The 21,014-nt window shown below is 49.0% G+C and carries 27 protein-coding genes; 1 reads left to right on the forward strand and 26 read right to left on the reverse strand.

From position 1 onward, the window contains the following. Positions 1–555 precede the first annotated feature (555 nt). From B5D20_RS04705 to B5D20_RS04720, 4 genes are read right to left on the reverse strand one after another with little or no spacing between them, the layout of a single operon-like run. Complete coding sequence (locus tag B5D20_RS04705) at positions 556–1,026, reverse strand: molecular chaperone TorD family protein (protein WP_159071842.1); 471 nt, start codon at positions 1,024–1,026, stop codon at positions 556–558. Positions 1,027–1,036: 10 nt separating this feature from the next. Then, positions 1,037–1,900, reverse strand: a complete 864-nt coding sequence (gene nrfD, locus B5D20_RS04710) for an NrfD/PsrC family molybdoenzyme membrane anchor subunit (protein ID WP_078665079.1) — start codon at positions 1,898–1,900, stop codon at positions 1,037–1,039. Between the two features lie 7 nt (positions 1,901–1,907). Beyond that, positions 1,908–2,447, reverse strand: a complete 540-nt coding sequence (locus B5D20_RS04715) for a 4Fe-4S dicluster domain-containing protein (protein WP_078665080.1) — start codon at positions 2,445–2,447, stop codon at positions 1,908–1,910. A 3-nt stretch (positions 2,448–2,450) separates the two neighbouring features. After that, on the reverse strand, positions 2,451–4,646 hold the full coding sequence (locus tag B5D20_RS04720) for a molybdopterin-containing oxidoreductase family protein (protein ID WP_078665081.1): 2,196 nt from the start codon (positions 4,644–4,646) through the stop codon (positions 2,451–2,453). 169 nt (positions 4,647–4,815) lie between these two features. Between B5D20_RS04720 and B5D20_RS04725 the strand changes: the two genes are divergently transcribed. Next, complete coding sequence (locus B5D20_RS04725) at positions 4,816–5,724, forward strand: LysR family transcriptional regulator (protein ID WP_159071841.1); 909 nt, start codon at positions 4,816–4,818, stop codon at positions 5,722–5,724. Here B5D20_RS04725 and B5D20_RS04730 read toward each other — a convergent pair. The 22 genes from B5D20_RS04730 to B5D20_RS04835 form a co-directional block, all read right to left on the reverse strand. Then, positions 5,721–6,254, reverse strand: coding sequence for a YeeE/YedE thiosulfate transporter family protein (locus B5D20_RS04730; RefSeq protein ID WP_078665083.1), 534 nt, complete (start codon positions 6,252–6,254; stop codon positions 5,721–5,723). The two genes, B5D20_RS04725 and B5D20_RS04730, sit on opposite strands and share 4 nt — an antisense overlap. Continuing rightward, positions 6,182–6,442 carry a sulfurtransferase TusA family protein gene (locus tag B5D20_RS04735; protein WP_078665084.1) on the reverse strand — a complete coding sequence of 87 codons (261 nt, stop codon included), beginning with the start codon at positions 6,440–6,442 and terminating at the stop codon, positions 6,182–6,184. The genes B5D20_RS04730 and B5D20_RS04735 overlap by 73 nt, the downstream gene beginning before the upstream one ends. Positions 6,443–6,444: 2 nt before the next feature. Continuing rightward, a complete protein-coding gene (locus B5D20_RS04740; protein WP_078665085.1) occupies positions 6,445–7,032 on the reverse strand; it encodes a YeeE/YedE thiosulfate transporter family protein in 588 nt (195 codons plus the stop codon). 55 nt (positions 7,033–7,087) lie between these two features. Beyond that, entirely contained in the window at positions 7,088–7,276 is a 189-nt protein-coding gene (locus B5D20_RS04745) for a hypothetical protein (RefSeq protein ID WP_078665086.1), read from the reverse strand. A gap of 160 nt (positions 7,277–7,436) precedes the next feature. Continuing rightward, positions 7,437–7,823, reverse strand: a complete 387-nt coding sequence (locus B5D20_RS04750) for a DUF302 domain-containing protein (protein ID WP_200803469.1) — start codon at positions 7,821–7,823, stop codon at positions 7,437–7,439. Further along, positions 7,816–8,397, reverse strand: a complete 582-nt coding sequence (locus tag B5D20_RS04755; protein ID WP_078665087.1) for a class I SAM-dependent methyltransferase — start codon at positions 8,395–8,397, stop codon at positions 7,816–7,818. The genes B5D20_RS04750 and B5D20_RS04755 overlap by 8 nt, the downstream gene beginning before the upstream one ends. Before the next feature lie 3 nt (positions 8,398–8,400). Continuing rightward, complete coding sequence (locus B5D20_RS04760) at positions 8,401–8,556, reverse strand: histidine kinase (RefSeq protein WP_078665088.1); 156 nt, start codon at positions 8,554–8,556, stop codon at positions 8,401–8,403. A gap of 97 nt (positions 8,557–8,653) precedes the next feature. Continuing rightward, a complete protein-coding gene (locus B5D20_RS04765; RefSeq protein ID WP_078665089.1) occupies positions 8,654–8,854 on the reverse strand; it encodes an FmdB family zinc ribbon protein in 201 nt (66 codons plus the stop codon). 76 nt (positions 8,855–8,930) lie between these two features. Further along, complete coding sequence (locus tag B5D20_RS04770; RefSeq protein ID WP_078665090.1) at positions 8,931–9,140, reverse strand: hypothetical protein; 210 nt, start codon at positions 9,138–9,140, stop codon at positions 8,931–8,933. Between the two features lie 22 nt (positions 9,141–9,162). Beyond that, a complete protein-coding gene (locus B5D20_RS04775) occupies positions 9,163–10,134 on the reverse strand; it encodes an arsenic resistance protein (RefSeq protein WP_174182990.1) in 972 nt (323 codons plus the stop codon). A 5-nt stretch (positions 10,135–10,139) separates the two neighbouring features. Beyond that, positions 10,140–12,017 (reverse strand): ASKHA domain-containing protein, encoded by a 1,878-nt coding sequence (locus B5D20_RS04780; protein ID WP_078665091.1) that lies wholly within the window; start codon positions 12,015–12,017, stop codon positions 10,140–10,142. A gap of 27 nt (positions 12,018–12,044) precedes the next feature. Next, positions 12,045–12,731 (reverse strand): formate dehydrogenase subunit gamma, encoded by a 687-nt coding sequence (locus B5D20_RS04785; protein WP_078665092.1) that lies wholly within the window; start codon positions 12,729–12,731, stop codon positions 12,045–12,047. Between the two features lies 1 nt (position 12,732). Further along, complete coding sequence (locus B5D20_RS04790) at positions 12,733–13,713, reverse strand: 4Fe-4S dicluster domain-containing protein (RefSeq protein ID WP_242952042.1); 981 nt, start codon at positions 13,711–13,713, stop codon at positions 12,733–12,735. A 156-nt stretch (positions 13,714–13,869) separates the two neighbouring features. Continuing rightward, on the reverse strand, positions 13,870–14,190 hold the full coding sequence (locus tag B5D20_RS04795) for a hypothetical protein (protein ID WP_078665094.1): 321 nt from the start codon (positions 14,188–14,190) through the stop codon (positions 13,870–13,872). Positions 14,191–14,264: 74 nt separating this feature from the next. After that, a complete protein-coding gene (locus tag B5D20_RS04800; RefSeq protein ID WP_078665095.1) occupies positions 14,265–15,350 on the reverse strand; it encodes a 4Fe-4S binding protein in 1,086 nt (361 codons plus the stop codon). A gap of 96 nt (positions 15,351–15,446) precedes the next feature. Then, positions 15,447–16,760: a sigma-54-dependent transcriptional regulator gene (locus B5D20_RS04805; RefSeq protein WP_078665096.1), complete on the reverse strand. Its 1,314-nt coding sequence runs from the start codon at positions 16,758–16,760 to the stop codon at positions 15,447–15,449. Continuing rightward, positions 16,738–17,961, reverse strand: a complete 1,224-nt coding sequence (locus B5D20_RS04810) for a sensor histidine kinase (protein ID WP_159071840.1) — start codon at positions 17,959–17,961, stop codon at positions 16,738–16,740. Before B5D20_RS04810 ends, B5D20_RS04805 begins: the two co-directional genes overlap by 23 nt. After that, positions 17,961–18,659, reverse strand: a complete 699-nt coding sequence (locus B5D20_RS04815) for a DUF5714 domain-containing protein (protein WP_078665098.1) — start codon at positions 18,657–18,659, stop codon at positions 17,961–17,963. Before B5D20_RS04815 ends, B5D20_RS04810 begins: the two co-directional genes overlap by 1 nt. A 158-nt stretch (positions 18,660–18,817) precedes the next feature. Then, positions 18,818–19,498: a redox-sensing transcriptional repressor Rex gene (locus B5D20_RS04820; protein WP_078665099.1), complete on the reverse strand. Its 681-nt coding sequence runs from the start codon at positions 19,496–19,498 to the stop codon at positions 18,818–18,820. Between the two features lie 83 nt (positions 19,499–19,581). Beyond that, the gene (locus B5D20_RS04825) at positions 19,582–19,815 is read right to left on the reverse strand and encodes a hypothetical protein (protein WP_143311799.1); all 234 of its coding nucleotides are present in this window, start codon (positions 19,813–19,815) and stop codon (positions 19,582–19,584) included. Positions 19,816–19,922: 107 nt separating this feature from the next. Then, positions 19,923–20,117 carry a 4Fe-4S dicluster domain-containing protein gene (locus B5D20_RS04830; RefSeq protein WP_159071839.1) on the reverse strand — a complete coding sequence of 65 codons (195 nt, stop codon included), beginning with the start codon at positions 20,115–20,117 and terminating at the stop codon, positions 19,923–19,925. A gap of 80 nt (positions 20,118–20,197) precedes the next feature. Next, complete coding sequence (locus B5D20_RS04835; protein ID WP_078665102.1) at positions 20,198–20,968, reverse strand: helix-turn-helix domain-containing protein; 771 nt, start codon at positions 20,966–20,968, stop codon at positions 20,198–20,200. Positions 20,969–21,014 lie beyond the last annotated feature (46 nt).

Here is a 21,014-nt window from a genome sequence, read left to right on the forward strand (position 1 = left end):
GTCTTTATGAGCCCTACGAGGTATTTAGGAAAAAACTATGTAAACAGAAAAAGCGAACGTCCAAAGGACGACGAAGACTAAATTACGAAGCAATATATGAGTTAACAGTAAGGCAAGTAATGGACGGAGAAACAAATTTTCTGAATGAAGTGAGTTATGACCCAATTATATTGTAAAGCAAAATGGCTGACAAAATGTGGAATAGGACTACCCTCTATTACCACTAGCCCTTTTGGCCAAAGAACTGGAGTCCTTAATTACATATAATTACATAAATGTCATATATACCATAATGCGTAATGACCAAAACATAGTTGACTACCATTCATAAAATTAATGCAACGCTACTGCCTGATAAACGCAAACTTCAACAACGGCCAGAGAAATTACAGGGCAAACTACCATCCCAGGATGAACTGCCATCCCAATCTGAACAACCTGAGCAAGCGGAGCCCGAGACAGAGCAAGACTCAGGAAAAGGACGTGGGAAGAATGAGGACGGCACCTGATAAGCCTCAATAGAATGGCCCTGTACAAAATGTACAGGGCCATTCTCTAGGCAAAGTATTCTTTGATTTTTGCCTCAATTTCCTGTAACACTTTTAGATACCGGTTATCAGCAGGCAATTTCCCCCTTGCATTTTCTACCAATTCCGGTACCCAGTCCAAATGCTCCCCCACAAAGGCTTTTGCTTCCTCCCCTTTTCCGTTTGCCAGCAAAAAGCCCAGAAATTCCAGCTCGATTATCAGGTGATCCGGGGTCTCCTGCATTTCTGGCGGTATTTCCAGTCCATACTGATTTAACAGCTCTCTCATATGCAGGGCCCGGTCTGATAAAAGATAGCCCTTTTGCCGGGCGAAGGGGAGTTCAGTTTTCTCCCCTTCGCTCCAGGGCCGAAACAGGGATTCCACGGGGATAATCCTGGTCTTAGGATGAACAAAGGCTTCCAGATAATCGTCCCGGTAATTCCAGTCTTCCGGCTCCTTCAGGGCATCGGCCAATTCAAACCATATTTCACTGTTCATTTTCATCCCCCTAACCGAGGAGATTAACCGGCAGGGCTGCGGCAAGAATCAGGTAGCGCAGAATAAATCCTCCAGACAGTACCATCACTTCACTTAAGACAGTCAAAGCTTTGTTTTCATGTTTAGCATTGCCCATTTCCCACCATTCAATGAGTAGAGGCAGTACCAGGCCCAGGCCGATAAGTCCACCCCAGAAGAGAGCAGCAAATTTGCCGGTCAACAGCAAATCTACCGATTGCCGGGCTACATCGGAAGAAGTGCCGGTTACATAAACCAGGAAAAACAGCAAAATCAACTCTCCAATCAGCAGACCCAGGTGCACTTTTTTCATACCCTGCAGCTGACCAATAATTCCACCATCCAGCCAGAGGGCAGTGATAACGGCTGCTGCCATCCCCGTCGACAGCGCAGAAACCAGGAATAACACCGGTAAAACTGCCGTGTTCCAGAGAGGAACAGTGTTTACTACACCGATCAACAAGCCCGTATATCCAGCTGTACCAAGCGCCAGCAGGTTGCCGGTTGTTACCAGCCAGCGCGGCAATTCTTGCTTTTTCCATACCAGCCAGCCGCAGTAAAGCAGTACCAGCATATACAGGGAGATGATGATAGTACCGTTGGTCATCATTGAACCCGGGAAGTTCAAAAAGAGGTACAAAAAGCGCCAGGGCGCTTTCAAGCCCGCTTCAGCGTCAAATACCAGTAACAACAAACCAAGAGCCATTAAGGGTATTGCCAGTAAAATGCCGCTTTTAGTCAAAGCCTCCCACTTACCCCGCGGCCACAGGCGGGGGGCATTGACTGCCGTCAGAAACGCGCCGGCACTAACCCCGGCTAAAAAGAGGTAGGCTGCGATGATCGTTCCCCATGCCATAAAGTCCTCACCTCACGTAAAAGATTTTGGCCTTTGTACACAGATCAGGCCGGAGCGGTTTGGCTCCCCGTTTGATGATTTCCTTGTTGATTTCACTTTTGGGGTCATCCAGGTCCCCAAAGATCCGACAACCGGTAATGCAGGAAGTTACACAGTGGGGTTCACCGCCCGCTTCCACCAGTTCAATACAGAAACGGCACTTTTCCACCACCCCGGTTTTCTCATCCTGGATCCGGGCCTGGTAAGGACAGGCCACCATGCAGTATTTACAGCCGATACATTTGTCAGGGTCAACCAGGACAACACCGTCAGGCCGCCGGTAGCTGGCAGTGGTGGGACAAACTTTGACACAGGGAGCGTCTTCACAGTGCTGGCACTGGATAAAGACATTTTCCACCCGGACATCGGGATACACCCCGCTTTCTCTCTGCTCTAACCGGGTAAAAGCCTGACCCGGTTCCAGTTCATTTTGCATCTGACAGCCTACTTTGCATGAAAAGCAGGCTACACACTTCCTGGTATCGATTAACATCCCGTAACGTGCCATGTCTTACGCCTCCTTCCGGACTTTGACGACCACTTCCATCGCATTGACGGCTCCGGACATGGGTTCGATCATGTATTTGATAAAGTCGTTCATGCTGATGCCAAAGCCTTTGGAATAACGCATCTTTTTGGCAAAACTGCCATAATGGCCGGGCAGGTATACAACATCAGGATGCAAAAGTTCTGTCACTTTAGCCCTGATCCGTCCTTTGGCGCGATCGTTCTCGACAATAACCCAGTCACCATCTTTGATACCCAGCGCTTTGGCCCGTTTAGCCGGTATCCACAGCCTTTCCATGTCATACTGTTTGGTAATTTCCAGCAGTACAGGCAAGTTGGCAGTAGAGGTATGGGAGTGAATACCCTGCTTGCCGTGCAACAACCGGAATTCTCCCTGTTCAGGATTGGGTTTGACCAGAGGCTCGATCCAACGGGGCACCGCGCTGAAACCAGCCTTGGCAAAGGCCTGGGAAGCAAATTCCACTTTTTTGCTGGGGGTTTTCAGTTCTGTGAAACCTTCCGGCATCTCCTGGTCTTTGAAGCTGATAACTCCTTTTTCCAGCAACTGTTCCAAAGTAACGCCTGCTCCGGCCAGCATAATCCGGTTAACTTCCTCCAGAGTGAAGTTGAAATACTGGCCAACTCCAGCCGCTTGGGCAATCCCGGTCACTATTTCATCAAAAGGCCTGGTTTCTTTGTGCAGTGGTTCCATAACTTTAGCTCTGATAGCCACAGCCGGGACCCAGCCTTTTTGCGGCTCCACTAGTTCTGTCCGTTCCAGATAAGTGGGTTCTGGCAACACATAGTGAGCCAGCTCTGCTGTTTCGCTCATGAACATGTCGATAACAACCAGCAATTCCAGATTCTTAAACCCTTCAATCATATGCTGGGGATCTGGCACATTGCGGATTGGGTTGAAGTGATAAACAATTCCTGCTTTGGCTTTGCCTTCTTTGGCTTTTTGCGCTACCAGTTGAATAATGCCTTTGGACGGCAAAGCTAATGGATAAGTGTCATTTTCACCAACTTCATCCAGACGTCTGACTTTCGGTTTTTCCGGTTCCGGGAATTTGGTATGATCTAATTTGCCCAGCTTCGGTTTGGCGCCAAAAACAAGACCGCCTTGCCGGTTGATATTGCCGATTAAGGCATTGACCAGGGCCACCATCCGGGCTGTTTCGGTGCTGTTCTGATAGCTGCAACCAAAGCCCCCTTTCCAGCTTGGCTCAATAAAAGCTTTGGGTTTGGCTTTGGCAAAATCGGTAGCGATTTCCTCAATGGTCTCAGCCTTGATGCCGGTGATTTTTTCCGCCCAGGCCGGTGTGTACTGAGCCATGGCTGCAGCAAATTCCGGGAAACCGACAGCATTCTTAGTGACAAATTCTTCATCATAAAGCTTATCCCGAATGATTACATGCGCCATAGCCAGCAGGAAAGCCAGGTCGGTACCAGGATTGATCGGCAGCCACTTGTCGGCCAGGGGCGCCGTGCTGTTGTAACGGGGGTCGATGACAATAATCTTGGCCCCTTTGCTCTTGGCCTTCAGCAGGGCAGAAATGGAAGAAGGTTTAATCCCGTCAGCATAACTACGGCCGATAAAAATCATATATTTGGCTTTGCTGACATCGGCCGAAGGAACTCCACCCAAAGTCCACTGCATGCCTACATCCCGGTTAAGGCTGCACATCACGTGATGAGAAAGGATAGTAGGAGTACCAAGGGCATAGGCCAGCCGTTCCCCGTAAAACTCACCGATTTCCTTGGGGTTGTGAGCATAGAAAATAGTTTCTCCACCGTATTTCTGCCGGATTTCCTGCAGCTTTTCGCCAATTTCTTTAAAGGCCTGTTCCCAGGAAATTGGTTCAAACTTGTTATCCCCGACCCGTTTCAACGGCTGTGTTAAACGGTCCGGATGATAAACCCAGCTGGCCACCCCCTGTCCGCGGGCGCATACCTTACCCTTGCTGGCCGGATGGTCAGGATTGCCGGTAATTTTCCAGATCCGGCCGTTTTTTAAATGCACCAGCACACCACAGCGGCTGGAACAGCCATTACACAGCGTCGGCTTAACAACCACTTCTGCTTTTTCCGCTGCTGTCAGCCAATCGCCGAAACTTAGCCACTGCGAAGCGGCCAGGGCGGCCCCGGTGACCGCCGTAGTTTTTAGAAACGAGCGGCGTGTCATGGCTTTTTGTAGCATAATCGCTCCTCCTCTCACTTGTTCAGAGAAACACAATCCGTTTTGGTTTCTATTAGTTCTTGTGTTCACTTTTATAATTCGCTCTACTATTTTTATTTCCTGCCTTGCTTTTATTCGTTATTTTGATAGAATTATAACCAAACGTTTATATATATTAGGAGGACATATTATGCTCAACTTACATCAAATTCAATTGTTCATCACCATTGTCAAAGAGGGCAGTTTTTCCGCCGCAGCCAAATTGTTGCATATGTCACAACCGGCAGTCAGCGCCCAGTTAAAAAAACTGGAGGAAACTCTTGGCGTCCAGCTCCTAAACCGTCAGGGCCGTCAGCTGATGCTAACACCCGCTGGTTTTCTCGTCTATGAACATGGTAAGGAGATCCTGGAAAAAGCAAAACAGCTGCTGCAGGAATTGAATGTTTACTCCCAAAAATGTGAGGAACAGATCTTACTGGGGGCCAGCACACTGGTAGCAGACTTTCCCTTGCCCTGTGCCTTATATGTTTTTAAAGAAAAATACCCACAATACTGTGTCAAAGTACGCCGGGAAAGAGCCGCAGAAATCGTGAAATTGCTTGCTGACGGCGAACTGGAACTGGCTTTGCTGGAAGGAGCCACTACCTATCCCGGCTGGACCAATTATGCCTGTGGCCAGGACGAACTGCTGGTAGCCGTACCGGCTGAACACCCTCTGGCCGGAACAGCTCAGGTAACCGCCCAGGACTTATTAAGAGCAGTTTTTCTTACTGGAGAGCGGAACTCCGGCCTGCGCTCTGCCATAGACTATTATCTGCAACAGCTGGGACTCAGTGTTGAAGCCTTGCCAAAAACCCTGGAATTAAACAGTATCGCCGCTATCAAATCAGCTCTGGAAGCAGGGATGGGTATCAGCATTTTGCCTCGTTCGGTCATGCGGCGGGAAATCCGCACGAAAACAGTAAAGGCCCTCCCGCTGGAAGGCCTCAACATGCCGCTCTATTTTTATCTGCTTACTAAGGAACAAACCAAATTGACACCTGGCGTTAAGCTGTTGCTGAATTTCTTATCTGATCCCGCCCAGCGGGTCTTCTGTTAAGCAAACCAGCGGCGCAACAGATAAGCTCCAACGGCGGCTCCTGCCGTTACGGCCAGCAGAAACAGGTAACAGTGCAAGGAAAAAGAGGGAATTCCGCTGGCCAGAGCCCCCACATTACATCCCGAAGCCAGGCGGGCACCCAGCCCCATCAGACCGCCGCCAATCAGGGCGAGAAGCGCCATAGTTCTATTGGCCATGGACCGCCATCGCCATTGACCCGCCAGAGTACTGGACAGAAAAGATCCCAGAACCATGCCGGCCACCAGCCAGGTACCAAAATAGCCGGCAACCCATTGACTGAGAGTAGGCTTCATCCCTTCAATCTGGTAGTAACTCCAGCTAATTGGCGAGAAACCTATGCTCTCTAAAATCGCTCCCCACCAGCCCGCCAGGGCAGTTGTAATGCGCCAGGGTTGTGCATAAACTGCCAGCATTAAGGTATTGGCTATAGCCAATACTATTGCGCCTGCCCAGTAGGGCCAATCCCGTTTGTACCAGGGACGGTGATGCGAATTTGCCATACGCCGCATTCCACTTCCTCCACTTCCAAAACCACTTGGTGCTTGCGAGCCCAGTTTTCAAAGGTGCGGGCTGTACAGCTGTGATCTGTTTCCAAAACCAGCGAATCTCCCGGCTTAAGCTGCTTCAATTCTTTTTCCGCTTTTAATAATGGCAGGGGACACATTTCCCCCCAGGCTTCCAAAAATATTTCCGCCATAGTTACTCCCCCCGTAGTTTATACCAGATCAGAGTCAAGATCGCAATTTGTGTGGTGGCCAGGCCCCAAAGAGGAAAACGGGTAGCCAAATCGACAGGAGCCCTCAAGGCCTGTTGCCACCAGGGAAAGAGCCAGACAGCCAGCCCGGTACCAAGCAGAAAGGCGATAAAGGCCAGCCATTGCATGGCATAACCCTCCCCCATGCGCATCAGCATACCGGAAGCACAGCCTCCAGCTAACACCATACCAAGGCCGAACAAAAGGCCGCCAATCACCGTGCCCCATCCCCAGGGCTCCCAGTAACCGACAATCGTATGTCCGGTCGCTTGCCGCCATACCCTCACAATAGTAAATCCGATTGTAGTGACTAGCATCAGCAAAAATAGCGCACGGGCAGGTTGCTTAAAACCGAACAGAAAATAATCCCTGAGCATGCTGGCCATGCAAAACCGGCTGCGCTGCAGCGTAAAACCAAAAATGATTCCAAACAGCCAGGCACCGGCCAGGCCCCCGGCCTGACGGGATAAGTACCAGGCAACTGAAATCATCACCAGGAGGCCTAAACTGAATAAAAACCACTGTTTTCTCATTTCCTCACCTCATGAATATTATAACAGAAAAGCGCCCCCGCAGGGGCGCTTTTTGCTATTTAGCCGTAGGTTTAATTCCCCGGTTATTAAGTTCAGTTACGATATAGGGATAGAAAATATATCCCGCCCATAAGGGTTCTTTATCAATTGCCACAATGGGCAAGGGGGTCTGGTTATCTTTTACCAGTTTTTCCACTTCCGGATATTCATCCAATTCGTCATCATCGACATCGATATATTTCACAATCACCCGGTTGTCATAGAGACGACGGAAATCACGATCCAGCGAGTAAGCTATCTCCTCCGGAGATATGGATGGCCCTCAACCACCGGAAAAACAGGCACTGGCAATGCGGGACCCAAAAATTTGTATAACAGTTTGCTCTGCCATGGTTATCTCCTCCTTAAACTTCAGCAATCACCTTTTGCAATTTTTCAGTCACCTGGGTAGCTACCTCAAGTAAACCTTCGTTGTTCATGATCCCCATCATAGTCATGGGGTTGATAGCCGATACCAGAATGCCATCATCTTCTTCTGCCACAATCACATTACAGGGCAACATCAGACCGATGGCAGGCTCCAGGGATAGAGCTTTATAAGCCATAGGCGGATTACATGCCCCCAGAATTTTATAATTCCTGTAGTCCACATCTAACTTTTTCTTGAGAGTTTCTTTAACATCTATTTCGGTAATCACACCAAAACCATTGTTCTGTAAAGCTGTTCTGACTTTTTCCTCTACCTGGCTGAACTCCCCTGAAACCTTTTTGCTGATCCCTAAATCAATCATCATATTTCCTCCTCGCTATGGCCAGCCCATGGGCTGGCGGTAATTTTTCCCAGCACAACAACTCCCAACCGCTACCTTCTACCAGCTCATAAATAGCCTGAATGGTTAGCCGTTCAGAAAGGGGCGGCCCCCATTCCATAGGCTGGGGCAACCACTCAACAATAGCCAGCCAACCAGCAGTAGTCATTACAGCAGCTAACTGCTGTAAAAATTCTACCGGTTTCTCTATCTCATGCAGTACATTGGCCAGGAAAACCCCATCAGCTGGCTGTGGGAGGAGCAGATTTACCCCATCTGTCTGTACATATTCCACATTGAGCAAGCCTGCCTGATCACATCTCTCACGGGTCGCTGCCAGCATTTCCGGAGCCACATCTACTGCAAGAACTTTTCCATTCAAACCAACCTGTCGGGCCAGTGGTTCAGTAAAATAACCACTGCCACAGCCAAAATCAACAATAACCTGACCTGGCAGCAGCGGAAGTTTGCTGATTACCAGTTCCGGGGGTAAAATTTGCCGTCGTACCGGACTATCCAGCTTGGCCATTTGTTTTGGGTCAAAGCGATGGGTCATGCTCTATCTCTCCCTTTTTAGCTCTTCCAGCCTTTCCTCCAGCTCTTCCAGTTCTTGTACCATGGCAGGACGCAGAGAATGGGCTGGCCAGCGCTTCTTAAGGTCAGCTATTCGGGCTTCCAGTTCCTTTATCTCCTGTTCAGCATTATTAGTTTTCATATAACCACCCCCTATTATGTAGGGCCGCTTAGAAAGAACGGCGGGTTTGAACCCGCCGCCTCCCTGCTGGAGAACCACCGGTTCTCCTGGTTTAACCTCAACTGAATCCGCCAAAACCGCAGGAAGAGGAAGAAGAACAGGAGCCGCTGCCGCCTTTAACAGCAAAGCCAAAACTACCAAACAGCTGTTTCACATGTCCGCCACATTCAGGACAGCGAACTTTATCCTTTTCCTGCAGAGGAACCAGTTTGGTAAATTTATGTCCACATTCCAGGCATTGAAAATCATAGTTTGGCATAGGTATCACCTCCAAGTCTTACTTTAATTATACTAATCATCTCTTTCGCCGTCAATAAATACCTATGCCCCGTATCTCACATTTGTGCCAATCTGGCTTCAATAGCTTTCACCAGCTCCCGCAAACGGTTAACTTCTTCCTCATATTTCCTTACAGTACCACCGGACACGTGGAGACCGGTTTGAGAAAGAACAAACATCCGTTCTTCTTCCACTTCTTCCAGTTCCTCTTTGGCTTTAGCCAGCCGCTCCAGCAGTTCCTCTTTGCTCAGTTTTTCCCATTCCATCTCCCATTACCTCCCATCTTGATTATGCTGTCTGGGGCTTACCCAGCCATTGCCGTTTTTCCGCCATTTTGCCATACCAGGCAGCTCCCTGCACCTGCAGGATAAAGGCCAGGGTTACAATCAGGGCTGCCTTGGGACCAAAGGTAGTCACTGCTAATCCCAGGGAAAGAGACAGATTGCGCATTACCGTCCCATAGACCAGGGCTACTGCATCATTGCGTTTTAATAAGAGTTTGCCCACTACTGTACTGAGGAAGAAATTCAACAGGTAAAAGACTGCCAGTACCGTTAGAGCCTGCCCAATCAGCCCGGGGTTTTCTACAATCATTTTTGCCTTCATGCTAATGGAAGAGAAAATGACAAACAGCATAGCCCACACGCTGGCGCTGGGGAAAATGGGTTTAATTTTTTGCTGAAATTCCTGCTGAGTGTATTTTTTCATCAGCCAGCGATAGGTGATATTCCCCAGTAACATAGGCAAAAATACTACTAAAGCTATTGTAATGAAAGTCTGCTGGACATTAACGGGAATAAGTTTGCCTACCATCACCAGCAAGTACCAGGGCGCCAGCAGGCTACCTAAAATCAAACTGATAGCAGTTATTTTCACCGCCGCCGCCACATTGCCTTTAAACAACATGGTCCAGGAAATGGTCATACCGCTGGTGGGCAACAGGGAAGCCAGCACCAGGCCGGCAAACAGCAGCGGTTCATTGGTGAGCAGGGTTTTGCCAAGTATATATGCGATACCGGGAATTACAATAAAGTTGAGCAGTAAACTGGTCACTAGCACCTGCCAGTGGGACAGGTCAAAAGCTTCTTTAATTTTAAAGCCGATCATGGTGGGATAGATCATTAACACCGTTGCCACCAGGATATATTTTTTCAAAAAGGAAGTATCCCACTGGTATCCTACCATAAACCCGATCAGTAAAACAATCGGTATAGCTAAAACCAGGTTTTTACCCGGCCAGTGGAAAATTTTTTTCAGCATAGTCATCATCCTTTCACTGATGGAAACTGGGTCAGATCGGTATGGGGCAGGAACAAAGCTGAAACATACTCGTCCATAAAGGTATTGCCGGCAGAAAGTTCAATATAGGTCATCATTTCTCCGATCTGCCGAGCACGATGCCAGGCAGAGACCGACAACAAGGCCAATTGCGCCCCTTTCAAGGAAGTATTGCCGACATAAGCATACTTATCTCGTTCCACATCGGGCAACAAGCCGATTTCTACCGCTTCCGGAATGCTGAGATAATGGCCAAAACCGCCGGCAATGAAGATACGGTCGATGGCCTCAAGCGGCAGGTCCACCGCCCTTAACAGGCTGCGCACTCCGGCATAAACGGCTCCTTTAGAGCGGATCAGGTTTTTGATATCGCTTTCAGTTATTACAATATCTTTGCCGCTGCCACTATCCTTGGCCCAGGCCAATACGTATTCCTTTTCTCCGTCCCGCTCTCTCAGCCGGTCAGTTTGGACCTGGTCGGTGAACTTGCCGGTACGGTCAATCAGACCGGCCCGGCGCAGCTGGCCCAGCAACTCGATTAAGCCTGATCCGCAAATGCCAATCGGTTTGGCATCCTGCACCGTCTTGTACTCAATTTCTCCGGTAGAGGAGTCAATTTTCACCCGTTCGATGGCCCCTTCCATGGCCCGCATGCCAAAGGTGATACCGCCCCCTTCGAAAGCCGGACCGGCGGAACAGGCACAGGTCACCAGCCAGTCCCGATTGCCCAGCACCATTTCTCCATTGGTGCCGATGTCAATAAAAAGCGTGATTTCCTCCGCATCAGTCAAACGGGTAGCCAGTACCCCGGCAGTAATATCTCCCCCGACATAGGAAGCGACCGATGGAATCAAATAGACCATGCCCCGGGGATGAATTTTAACGCCGATCTCAGCGGCATCTACTGCCGCCACGCTGGATATAGTTGGAATGTAGGGTTCCAGACGAATGTATTTGGGCGAAATGCCAAGAAACAATTGGGACATGGTAGTGTTGCCCGCTGCTACCAGACCATAGATATCTTCCCGATTGATCTGGGTTTCTTTTTCAATTTGCCGGATCAAATCATTAATCGTCTTGACAACTGCCTGCTGCAGTTCTGTTAGTCCGTCTTTGTTTTCCGTAGCGTGAATCATTCTACTGATCACATCATCGCCATACTGGGCCTGCAGGTTATATGTGCCAGCCCTGGCCACTGTTTGGCCGTTAGCCAGATTATGCAGGCTGACTACCACTGTAGTGGTGCCGATATCCACCGCTAAACCAAAGCGTTCCTTGCCGGGGTTGTTTGGTTCCACCGCTATTACCTGCCAGCCGCAATCAGTAAGGGACATGATTACATCCACTTTCCACATCGCAGTCCGCAGATCTTCCGGCAAACGCTGCAGTAAACGCAAGGGCAAATGTACCGGCTGATATCCCTGTACGGCCAGAGCCGCCAGCAAACGCTGGCTGTCTACGGTGATATCATCTAAGGTTGGGGGAGTTAAATCCAGAGTTACTGTACGCAGTAAAGGTTCAAAGGGAAAATCCCCCAGATCAGGCTGTTCCAATTCTCCAATGAGTACCTGATGCCGGCGCAAACGGGAATCAGCCGGCACTTCTACTGTCACATCACTGATTGCAAAAGCTTGACACCCCAGGACCATCCCCTGTTTCTGCTGGGCCGGTGAAAGATTGCGGGTACTGTCCACCCGCACCTCTCCTTCCTTTACCTGAACCAGACATTTGCCACAGGTCCCGGCCCCGCCACAGGTACTTTTAATACTGATTCCCGCCACCGCAGCTGCTTTCAGAAGACTGGTTCCCTGTTCCACTTCCACTGTTACCTGGTCGGGTAAAAATAACACCTTCACTTTGCTCATCCTCATTCCTCTCCCTTCTATACTCTCTTAAGCGCCTTCCTTTTTTCCCATTCCCATCAATTTGGCCATCCGCAAGGGATGCCGCCGCAAACAGTATTCTAGTGAGACTTTTCCGTTAAGCATACTGGGCAAGAGGTGGCGGTTTTCCTTGATCAGAAAAGCGGCCAGGTGTGCTACAATTCCAAAAGCCAGCATACCAGTACCGATATTATGCAATGTTGCCAGCCACCACACAGTATCAGGACTCAAGTCCACTCCCGGCATGTTTTTGTAGACCTTCAAGGCACCAGTAATAATGATCAGGGCAAAACTTATGGCCATATAGCCATAAGCAACTCTCTGTTCTGCCAGGTATTTGTCATGCTCCGGTTCCGGTTGCCCGGTTAACATACATTTGATGATATGAATGGATTCCTTTAAATCACCTTGCCGGGGCAGGATATCGTATTCTTTGAGAATAATCATCAAAGCCAGATGATAGAAAGCTGCAAAAATCAATACCGCTGCCGCCCAGTAATGGATTTTCAAGGTCAGAGCAAAATTGGCCGACCATTGCAGACCAGGGATAGAAGCTATCCCATAGCGTTTTGCCATTGGCATCTGCATTATGCCACTAAAAAACAGAGTAAAGGTAGAAAGAGCCACCAGCCAGTGAATTATGCGCGTCGCCAGTTTGTGACGAATAACTTTTCCTTCCTCATGCAAAATAGCCATTTTATTTCCCCTCCCTGGTTAAGGTTTTGTAGGCGGTAATACCGGCCGCTACCAAACCGGCCACAGGAGCAATAGCTATACTGGTCATAGCCTCTTTCGGATCATCGGAAGCATTTTTCACTTTTACCGGCATTGCAGGTTTGCCGGGTTTTTCGGGATCGGCCACCCCTTGTTCAATCAGGGCTTTATTGATTTCTTCAAAAGGTACGGCAGATACATAGAAAGTGGAAGTACCTCCGTTTTCCTTTTCACCATAGATGTAACCGCCAATTTCTTCAGCCCGTTGATGAGCCAATTTCCGCATTTCTTCCTTGGGCCCGAAACTGATAGCTCCGTGCGGGCAGGCTTCCACGCAGGCAGGCTGTTTGCCTTCTTTCACCCGGTCCAGGCAAAGATCACACTTATACATGACCCCGCCTCCAATTAGACCGGGCAGTACTTTCATATAAATCCCCACTCCGCCTTGCCGCTGAGGAATATGCCAGGGACAAACAGCCTGACACTTGGCACCGCCAAAGCAACCATTTTCATCAATCACTACCGCTCCTTCAGGGGTTTTGTTATTGACACCGAAGGGGCAGAGATTAGCACAGGGCGGGTTATCGCAATGCATACAGCGCCGCGGAATGCTAATCTCTACATCCTGTCCTTGATGTTTAACTTTTACTTTTTGAATATAAGTCCAGTTATAAGGAGTTAAACGATTTTTAATACTTCTCTTTTTGGACCAGTCCTCAAATTTTCCGGTCGGCCAGTTTACCGGAATAGGGCCTTTCGGCTCAGGGAATTTATGCTGGTTCGCATTCCGGCAGGCGTCTACACAAACACCGCAACCGGTGCATTTAGTCAAATCTATGACAGTGCCATAACCCTGTTCTCCGCTCGCAGCATTGGCCTGCTGGGGGCCCTGACTCAAAATCATGGCTCCCGCCACGCCGGCAGTCAGGCTTCTTTTCAGGAATTCTCGTCTCGATACTTTCACCAAAATCTACCTCCTTTTCGTTATACCCTTACTGGGTATATGTATTTGTCGTAGTTTATTATATTCAACTCTTTTATCTATGTCAATACTTTTTGTATTTGTGATGGAAATAATTAACGTCAAACAAAAAACAGGTGCCAGCGCACCTGTTTGCCATCAACCAAGGGGTTCCCCTTCACTCAATATATCCTTTACTATTTCCCGTAACACACTGCGGACAGCCGGGCTTTTCAATAATTCCGGCAAATTGGCTCGCAGCCAGCTGCGAATGCGGGTCTGTTGTTCCGGTTTGCTGATATATTCTTCCGCTATTTTGCTCAACTGCTGTCTACCTTCCGGACTGTTCAAATATTGCTCAATGGCTTCTGTGATTTCAGGCAATGAAGGCGTGGGAGCAGGAGTGGGGTGCGGACAGACTGGCTGCTGATTGGGTTGTTTGTAACAGCAATATAGCCAATAATAGGGCCAGTAAAACATAAAAATATACCTCCCGCAGGGTAGGAGTTTTAATTCATCTTATGCTCTACCCCTGCGAGAGGAACTACTAAATTTTATTTTTCCTTCAATTTTTCAGCAATATAGGCTCTCAGGTAATCCATATCTTTGCCTTTTTCCGCCATTACTTCCTTTAGATGCTCGCCGGTCTCCGCCTCGGATAACCCCAATTCCCTTGCTAACTGATTTTTATCCAGTCCGAAAGCCCGGGCAACGTCTTCCAGTGTCATCCACCCTTTAATCTGAGCCGGATCATTAATTTGTTCTATTTCGGCAGCAACCGGAGTAGACTGCCATATCCCTGTCACCTGTGTAATCAGGGGTGGCAGGAAAAAAGCCAATAACCCCAGCACCAGAAATAAACCCTTGCTCTTTATGGTCAGTGTCTCCGGTACAGGACAGGCATCTACACATTTCAGACAGCTGACACAGGATGAATCTGTTATTTTTTCCCGTTCAGTTATTTTTACCGCTGTCGGACAAACCCGATCACAGCGATGGCAACTAATACAGGTCTCAGCCTTACGACCGGGTCGTAATGAACCCAGTTTGTTAAATAATCCCACCAGACCGCCCAGGGGGCACAGATAGCGGCACCAAAAGCGTGATATGGCCATACTGCCAGCTATAAACAGGCCAATTACCAGCACAGGTATATAATCCTCAAACTTGAAGTGAAAGAAGGCTTTGTAGGGATCGTAACTTTCAAAAACCAGTTCATTTGCGTAGTAGGTAGCAACCACAATTATTACCAACATCAGGTAACGTCCATAACTGAAAATATGATCCAGGTTTCTCCCGAGTTCCAGCTGCCGCCCAAATATTTTTTTGCTTGCCCAGGCAAAGAAATCCTGTAATGCTCCCAGCGGACAGAGCCAGCCGCAAAAAAAGCTACCGGCCAGGAAAGCAGATAAAACCAGGCCACCAAATAAAATCAGATTTGACCAGTTGGTTTTTTCTATAAAGGTGCCGCTGACTGCCAGTGTTGCAGCTGTTTCCACCGCCCCAAAAGGGCAAAACGAATCAAGGGGGGCCGCTCCCTTTGGTCCACCTCCTACTAACTGGTGCCTAAGGCCCAGCCAGGCTGCCAAAACTACCATGCTCGTGAGAATCAGTCTGCGCCATAATTGTGTTTTCTGCATTCAAACCACCTCCACCAGAATATAAGGCAAAAACCGTGCCAAACAAAAAACCGCCAACAAAGGCGGTTTTAGTGGATTTAAATTGCAAAAATTGCACTATTTAATGCAATAATTTTGCATTTTATAGTATAAAGTCCTGAGGCTGATCCCTAATAAAGCCGCTGCCTTTTTCCTGTTACCCCCGGCCAGGACCAGTGCCCGTTCTATGGCCTTACGTTCTAACCGGTAAAGATTTACTTCACTTTCACCAGTTTCAGGCAGGACCGGCAAATCAAGATCAAAGGTTTCCTGACGCCCGTCCCAAAACAACATGGATCGTTCAGCCACATTCGCTAATTCCCGCACATTCCCCGGCCAGGAATATGCCAGCGCCCTGGCCTCTAATTCCTCATCAAATTCCGGCTTCGGCTTGCCCAGTTTGGCCGCCTGCCTGGCACAAAAATGCTGCAACAGAGGCAGAATATCCCCTTTCCGCTCCCTTAATGGTGGTATGGTGAGCTGAACCACATTCAAACGATAATACAAGTCGGCCCGAAAACGTCCAGCGGCTACTTCTTGCGCAAGATCCCGGTTAGTGGCCGCCACCAGGCGCACATCAATCCTGATTTCCTTCACTCCTCCTACCGGCATTACAACCCGTTCCTGCAAAACCCGAAGCAGTTTGGCCTGCAACGATAAAGGCAATTCTCCGATTTCATCCAAAAACAGGGTTCCACCATCAGCCAGACGCAATAAACCGGGATAACTCTGCTGGGCACCGGTAAAAGCCCCTTTTTCATGCCCAAATAGCTGGCTTTCCAGTAAACTTTCCGTCAACGCCGCGCAGTTGACCGCCAGAAAGGGTTCATCCCTGCGTTGACTGAATGCATGTAAGAGGCGGGCCACTACTTCTTTGCCTGTTCCCGTTTCGCCAGTCAACAGAACGGTTGTGTCCACCTGGGCAACTACCTTGATTTTCTCTAAAAGATTCCTGCTCAAAGGGTCCACTCCTATAAACTCCGGAACCCCATCCCGGTATTTTTCCGCTTGCACCCGACGCAACAGTTTACGGCGTTCCAATGCTTTATTTAATACGGTCTGTAACTGCTCTGGACCAGACAGTGGTTTGGTCAGAAAGTCATCAGCTCCTGCCTGAATAGCCTGAACGGCAGTTTCAATTGTACCATAGGCCGTAATTACCAGAAGTGCACCGTCAAAACCCTGAGCTCGTAACTCCCGCACCACCTCAATACCGTTTTTATCCGGCAAACGCAAGTCGCAAAAAACAGCATCAAAATGTTGTTGCCGCCAGAGTGCAAAGGCTCTTTCTGCATTTTCTGCTGCTTCCGTTTCAAAGCCAAGCTTTTTTAACATCCCACCAAGCATCAAACGTACGGATTTCTCATCATCAATAACCAGTATCTTTTTCATCCTCCCACCTCCTCAGCTTGAGTGTAACCCGACCCCCGCCATTATAATTGGCCAGGATCAATTCGCCACCCATCAGCTCGGTTATTTTACGGGATAAAGCAAGGCCCAGCCCGTATCCGCCGGGTTTGTCCGATTCCATTAGTCCTTCCATTTGCAGTACTTTTTCGCCGAAACCCGGTCCGCGGTCAAAAATGTCTACCCACAACCAGTCTTTTTCTTCTCTAAATTTTACCACCAGCGCTTCCTCTTTTCTTCCCATGACCTGCCAGGCGTTCTGCAGCAGATTTAACAGGACATGACGCAAGGCTTCGCCGTTTGCTAATACCCTGGCCTCTTGCTTGTCCATTTCCACAATCAGGCGTTCCGGCCCGTACTTCCATGCCAGTTCCTCGAATATTTCCTTTATATAAATAGGCTCAACCGGCAAAATTCCGCTCCTGGTATAGGTCAGTAAAATAGCGGCAAACTCCTCAAGACGCCCGCTTTCTTCAACAATGCTCTGTAAATATTCCCTTTTTTCCGGATCAGACTCATCCATTAACAGCAGTTGTCCCAATCCTTTGACCGCAGCCACGGGATTTCGCACTTCATGGGCAATGCCCGCCATGAGCAAACCAATTTCAGCCAGTTTTTCTTTTTTTATATCCTCTTTTTCTTTTTGCAACAAATTCCAGGACATCAACACAAACCCCAGACTAATCCCCAGGCTGGCAATTAGCTGCCAGTAGGACGCCCTGCGCAGGCTTTGGGCTGTAATAGGTTCAAACACAATCTGCAACCCTTTTACCCGCGGTCTGTGTTCGCCACTGTTTCCTTCCCCCTCGCCGTCAATCCCGGGCAAGTGAACCGGAACCCAGACCACAAGCCCCTGTTCACCTGGTTCCACATGGGGCAATTTCTCTAACTTTAATGGCCTGGGGTCAATACTGCCTGCTCGTGCCAGCGCCTTTAACTCCCGGTTATATACGACCAATCCGGCTATTTCCCGCTGGCCAACAATACTTAACAACACCTCATCGAGTTTAACTGGGCCGGATTGACGCAAGCGGTTTTCCACTTGCCAGGCCACTCCGGCTCCCCGTTCCAAATAAATAGACCGAATATGTTCCTCAGTTTGTGCAAATTGGCGCAAACCGAAGAAAAATAAAGTGGCAGCCATAATGGCGACCACCAGCAATAAATAACGTTGAACTTTCGTCATCATTTATCCCCCCAAAAGGGACATTGCCGTCCCAGACACTGGCGATTGCGGGAAAAATAACGACATTTCCAGTCAGCAGCCGCGGGCAGTTCCACCTGCAAAAAGCGGGCAATGGCTTCCCTCCCGGCTGCCAGGGCCAGCATGGTACAGCGTTTGCAACAACGGGGGCCGCCGGTATCCGCCATTTTCTCTAAAGCCATAGCAGTTGCCCGGTTCGCCCAGGACCACTCTTCCCTTTTCAACGGTGTCGCTCCTGTCAGCACGGAGACAGCAATGCCCACACCGACCCCGGCTCCACAAGCGCCAAAGTAGCCGCAATGTCCACCTGGTACCCTGCTACCCCGTTTGATAGCCTCTTTCACCAGGGCCTCCTTTTCCTCCAGGCCCAGTAAATTAGCCGTTACCGCTACCAGTACCGCTGGCACCAGGGCATGATGTTCCGGTCCATGCATAGCAACCGTGGGGTGTTGCATTAAAAATTCCGCCAGGACTTCAGGCACTGTTTCTGAGGATTTCAGAGTTGTTTCCCGGATCACCCCCAGGGCATCCAGGCCATGGCAACGGTTACAGAGATAGTGCCCGTTAGGACAAGTTATAGCATTCATTTCCTTTTCCCCACAGAAAACACAGGTCTGTTCAACTGTCTGGTCATTATATATCAAGGGCTGACCACAGACAAAACAGGCATCTCTTTGCACAGGTTATTTCCTCCTCTTTTTTTCATCCTGTTCCCTGGACCAGGGAACCTCACAGGCGCCCCCCGCTCAACCGCCGCCAGTACCGCTCTTGGGGAGCATCCATAAAATAAAGAGAACCAGCAAGATGCCCGGAATCAGTTCCAAAAATTTTTCCAAATCTACCCCTCCTTACGCCGACGACTGATGACAAAGCCGGCCGGGCTAGTGCTATTAGCTTCTTTTTCAAGAAAATAGGCCAGGTTTTGCAGTTCCAGGGTCAAATCGGCATAGGCAACCCTCACTGTAGGCGGCAATTGCAGGGCAATAGGAGCAAAGTTCAAAATCCCCCTCACCCCGGCCAGTACCAGTTTTTCAGCCGCCCGCTGGGCCTGATCCTTGGGAACCGCCAGTACCGCCAGCTCCACTCCCATGCCAGCAACTATCTCCTCCATCTTTTCCATGGGATAGATCGGAATTCCCTCTACCGATTGACCGATTTTCTCCGGATCAGTATCAAAATATGCCACCACCCGGTGATTATCCAGAAAATGCTGGTGATATTTGCCAATTCCTAGCCCCAGGTTGCCAGCGCCAACGATTACTAATGCTCGGGGTTTGTCCGCCCCCATCATTTTGCGGATGGAATGGCGCAACTGGCTGACATAGTAACCTACCCCTCGATGACCGAATTCCCCCAGATAGGACAAATCTTTCCGCACCAGCGTATCAGCAATGCCCAGGCGATCCCCTAGTTCCTTAGATGAAACAGTTAATACCCCCATTTCCTCCAGATAGCCCAGACAGCGGGCATAGAGATTGAGTCGTCGGACTACCAGTTCCGGAATCTCTTTATTTTTCATACCGCTCACCCTCCATTGTGAATAAAGGCGGGTGCAAGCACTCGCCTACCCCCTTAGGGTATATTATAGCAGATTGTACCGCTTCAATACAAGAGCCGGATCGCAGAAACAGCGTAGCCAGACGGTTTACATTGCCGCCCAGGCTTTCTGTTTTTTCCGCCAGAATCCGCCCCTTTCAGGGCAAATTTGATCATACCAGGCATCATGCCATCATCCGGCTTAAAGGCATTTCCATACTGAATAGATGCAATTGTGATAAAAAGTACAATCCAGCGCATAATTAATACCGCCACAGTTTGGGCAATAATTTCTTTCACATTCGCGGCCTGCAGGTTTTCCTTTTTCAGAACCATAAAATTTGGGCCGCAGGTAATCACCCAGGATGGCGGCACAATCACTGCATTCCAGCATAGTGCTTCCCCCTTTACACCAACCGGATAGCCTGATAAGGGCAATTGGTAATACATTTGCCACAGCCTACACACATGGGATCGACAAAACGAAAATCGTCTTCATCTTCCCTTACAATAGCATAGGCCGGGCATTGTTCCGCGGGAGGGCAGCTCTGACAGTTTTTACAAATAGCAGGATCAAGAAAGGCCCTTTTTGTCGAAGACATCTTCTCCCTCCACCCTACCCTGATAGGGTATATTCTAATCAAATTATATTCTACAAGTTTTTCGCTGTCAATAAGAAAATTCATTCATCCAACCGTGATTTCCGATAGAGCTGAATGAAATTAAGAATAAAACGGATTTCTTTTTCTGTCATATGACAGATCTGGCGCAGGATAGCCTGCACATTTTCTTCCTGTAACAGTTCTCGCAATTGCGGGCTGAAGGTTGTGATAATTTCCTCCGGTTTCTCATTATCCATGACAAAATAACAGGGCGATACCCCCAGTACCTGGGCAATTCGCTCAATGGTGCGGAAAGAGGGCTGGACTTTTCCCTGTTCAATCTGGGCGATCATCCCAGCAGAAATCCCTGCCGCACCAGCCAGAGCCGCCTGGGTCAAGCCCTGTTCTTCCCGCAGCATGCGCACTTTCAGACCTAAAGCGGCATTTTCATTGAGAAGTGTAGGTACACTCACTTCCAGCACCTGGGCCAGACGCCGCATGGTACTCACTGCCGGTATTACTTTATCCTTTTCAACCTCGCTGATATAGGCCGGAGATAACCCCACCTTTAGCGCCAGTTCTGTTACCGTCCAGCCCTTATTCTTACGGGCCAGCCTTACCCGGTCCCCAAAAGTCAGGCCTTCATCATCCTGGGAAATGTCTACTATCTCCTCACGGGGTACATTCAAGGCACTGGCAATACGCCCCAGGGTTTTCAGTGAAGGCTTTTTCGCTCCCCGTTCTATTTCGCTCAAATAGGAAGGGGATAACCCGGCTTTTGCAGCAAAATCCACCAGGTTATAGCCGCGGGCTTCCCGTAATTCCCGAATTTTGTTGCCATTAATCTGCATCCTCTCTCCCACCCTTTTCGCCAACTTTATATATATTACGTAACTA

The organism is Carboxydocella sporoproducens DSM 16521 (assembly GCF_900167165.1).
Lineage (GTDB): Bacteria > Bacillota.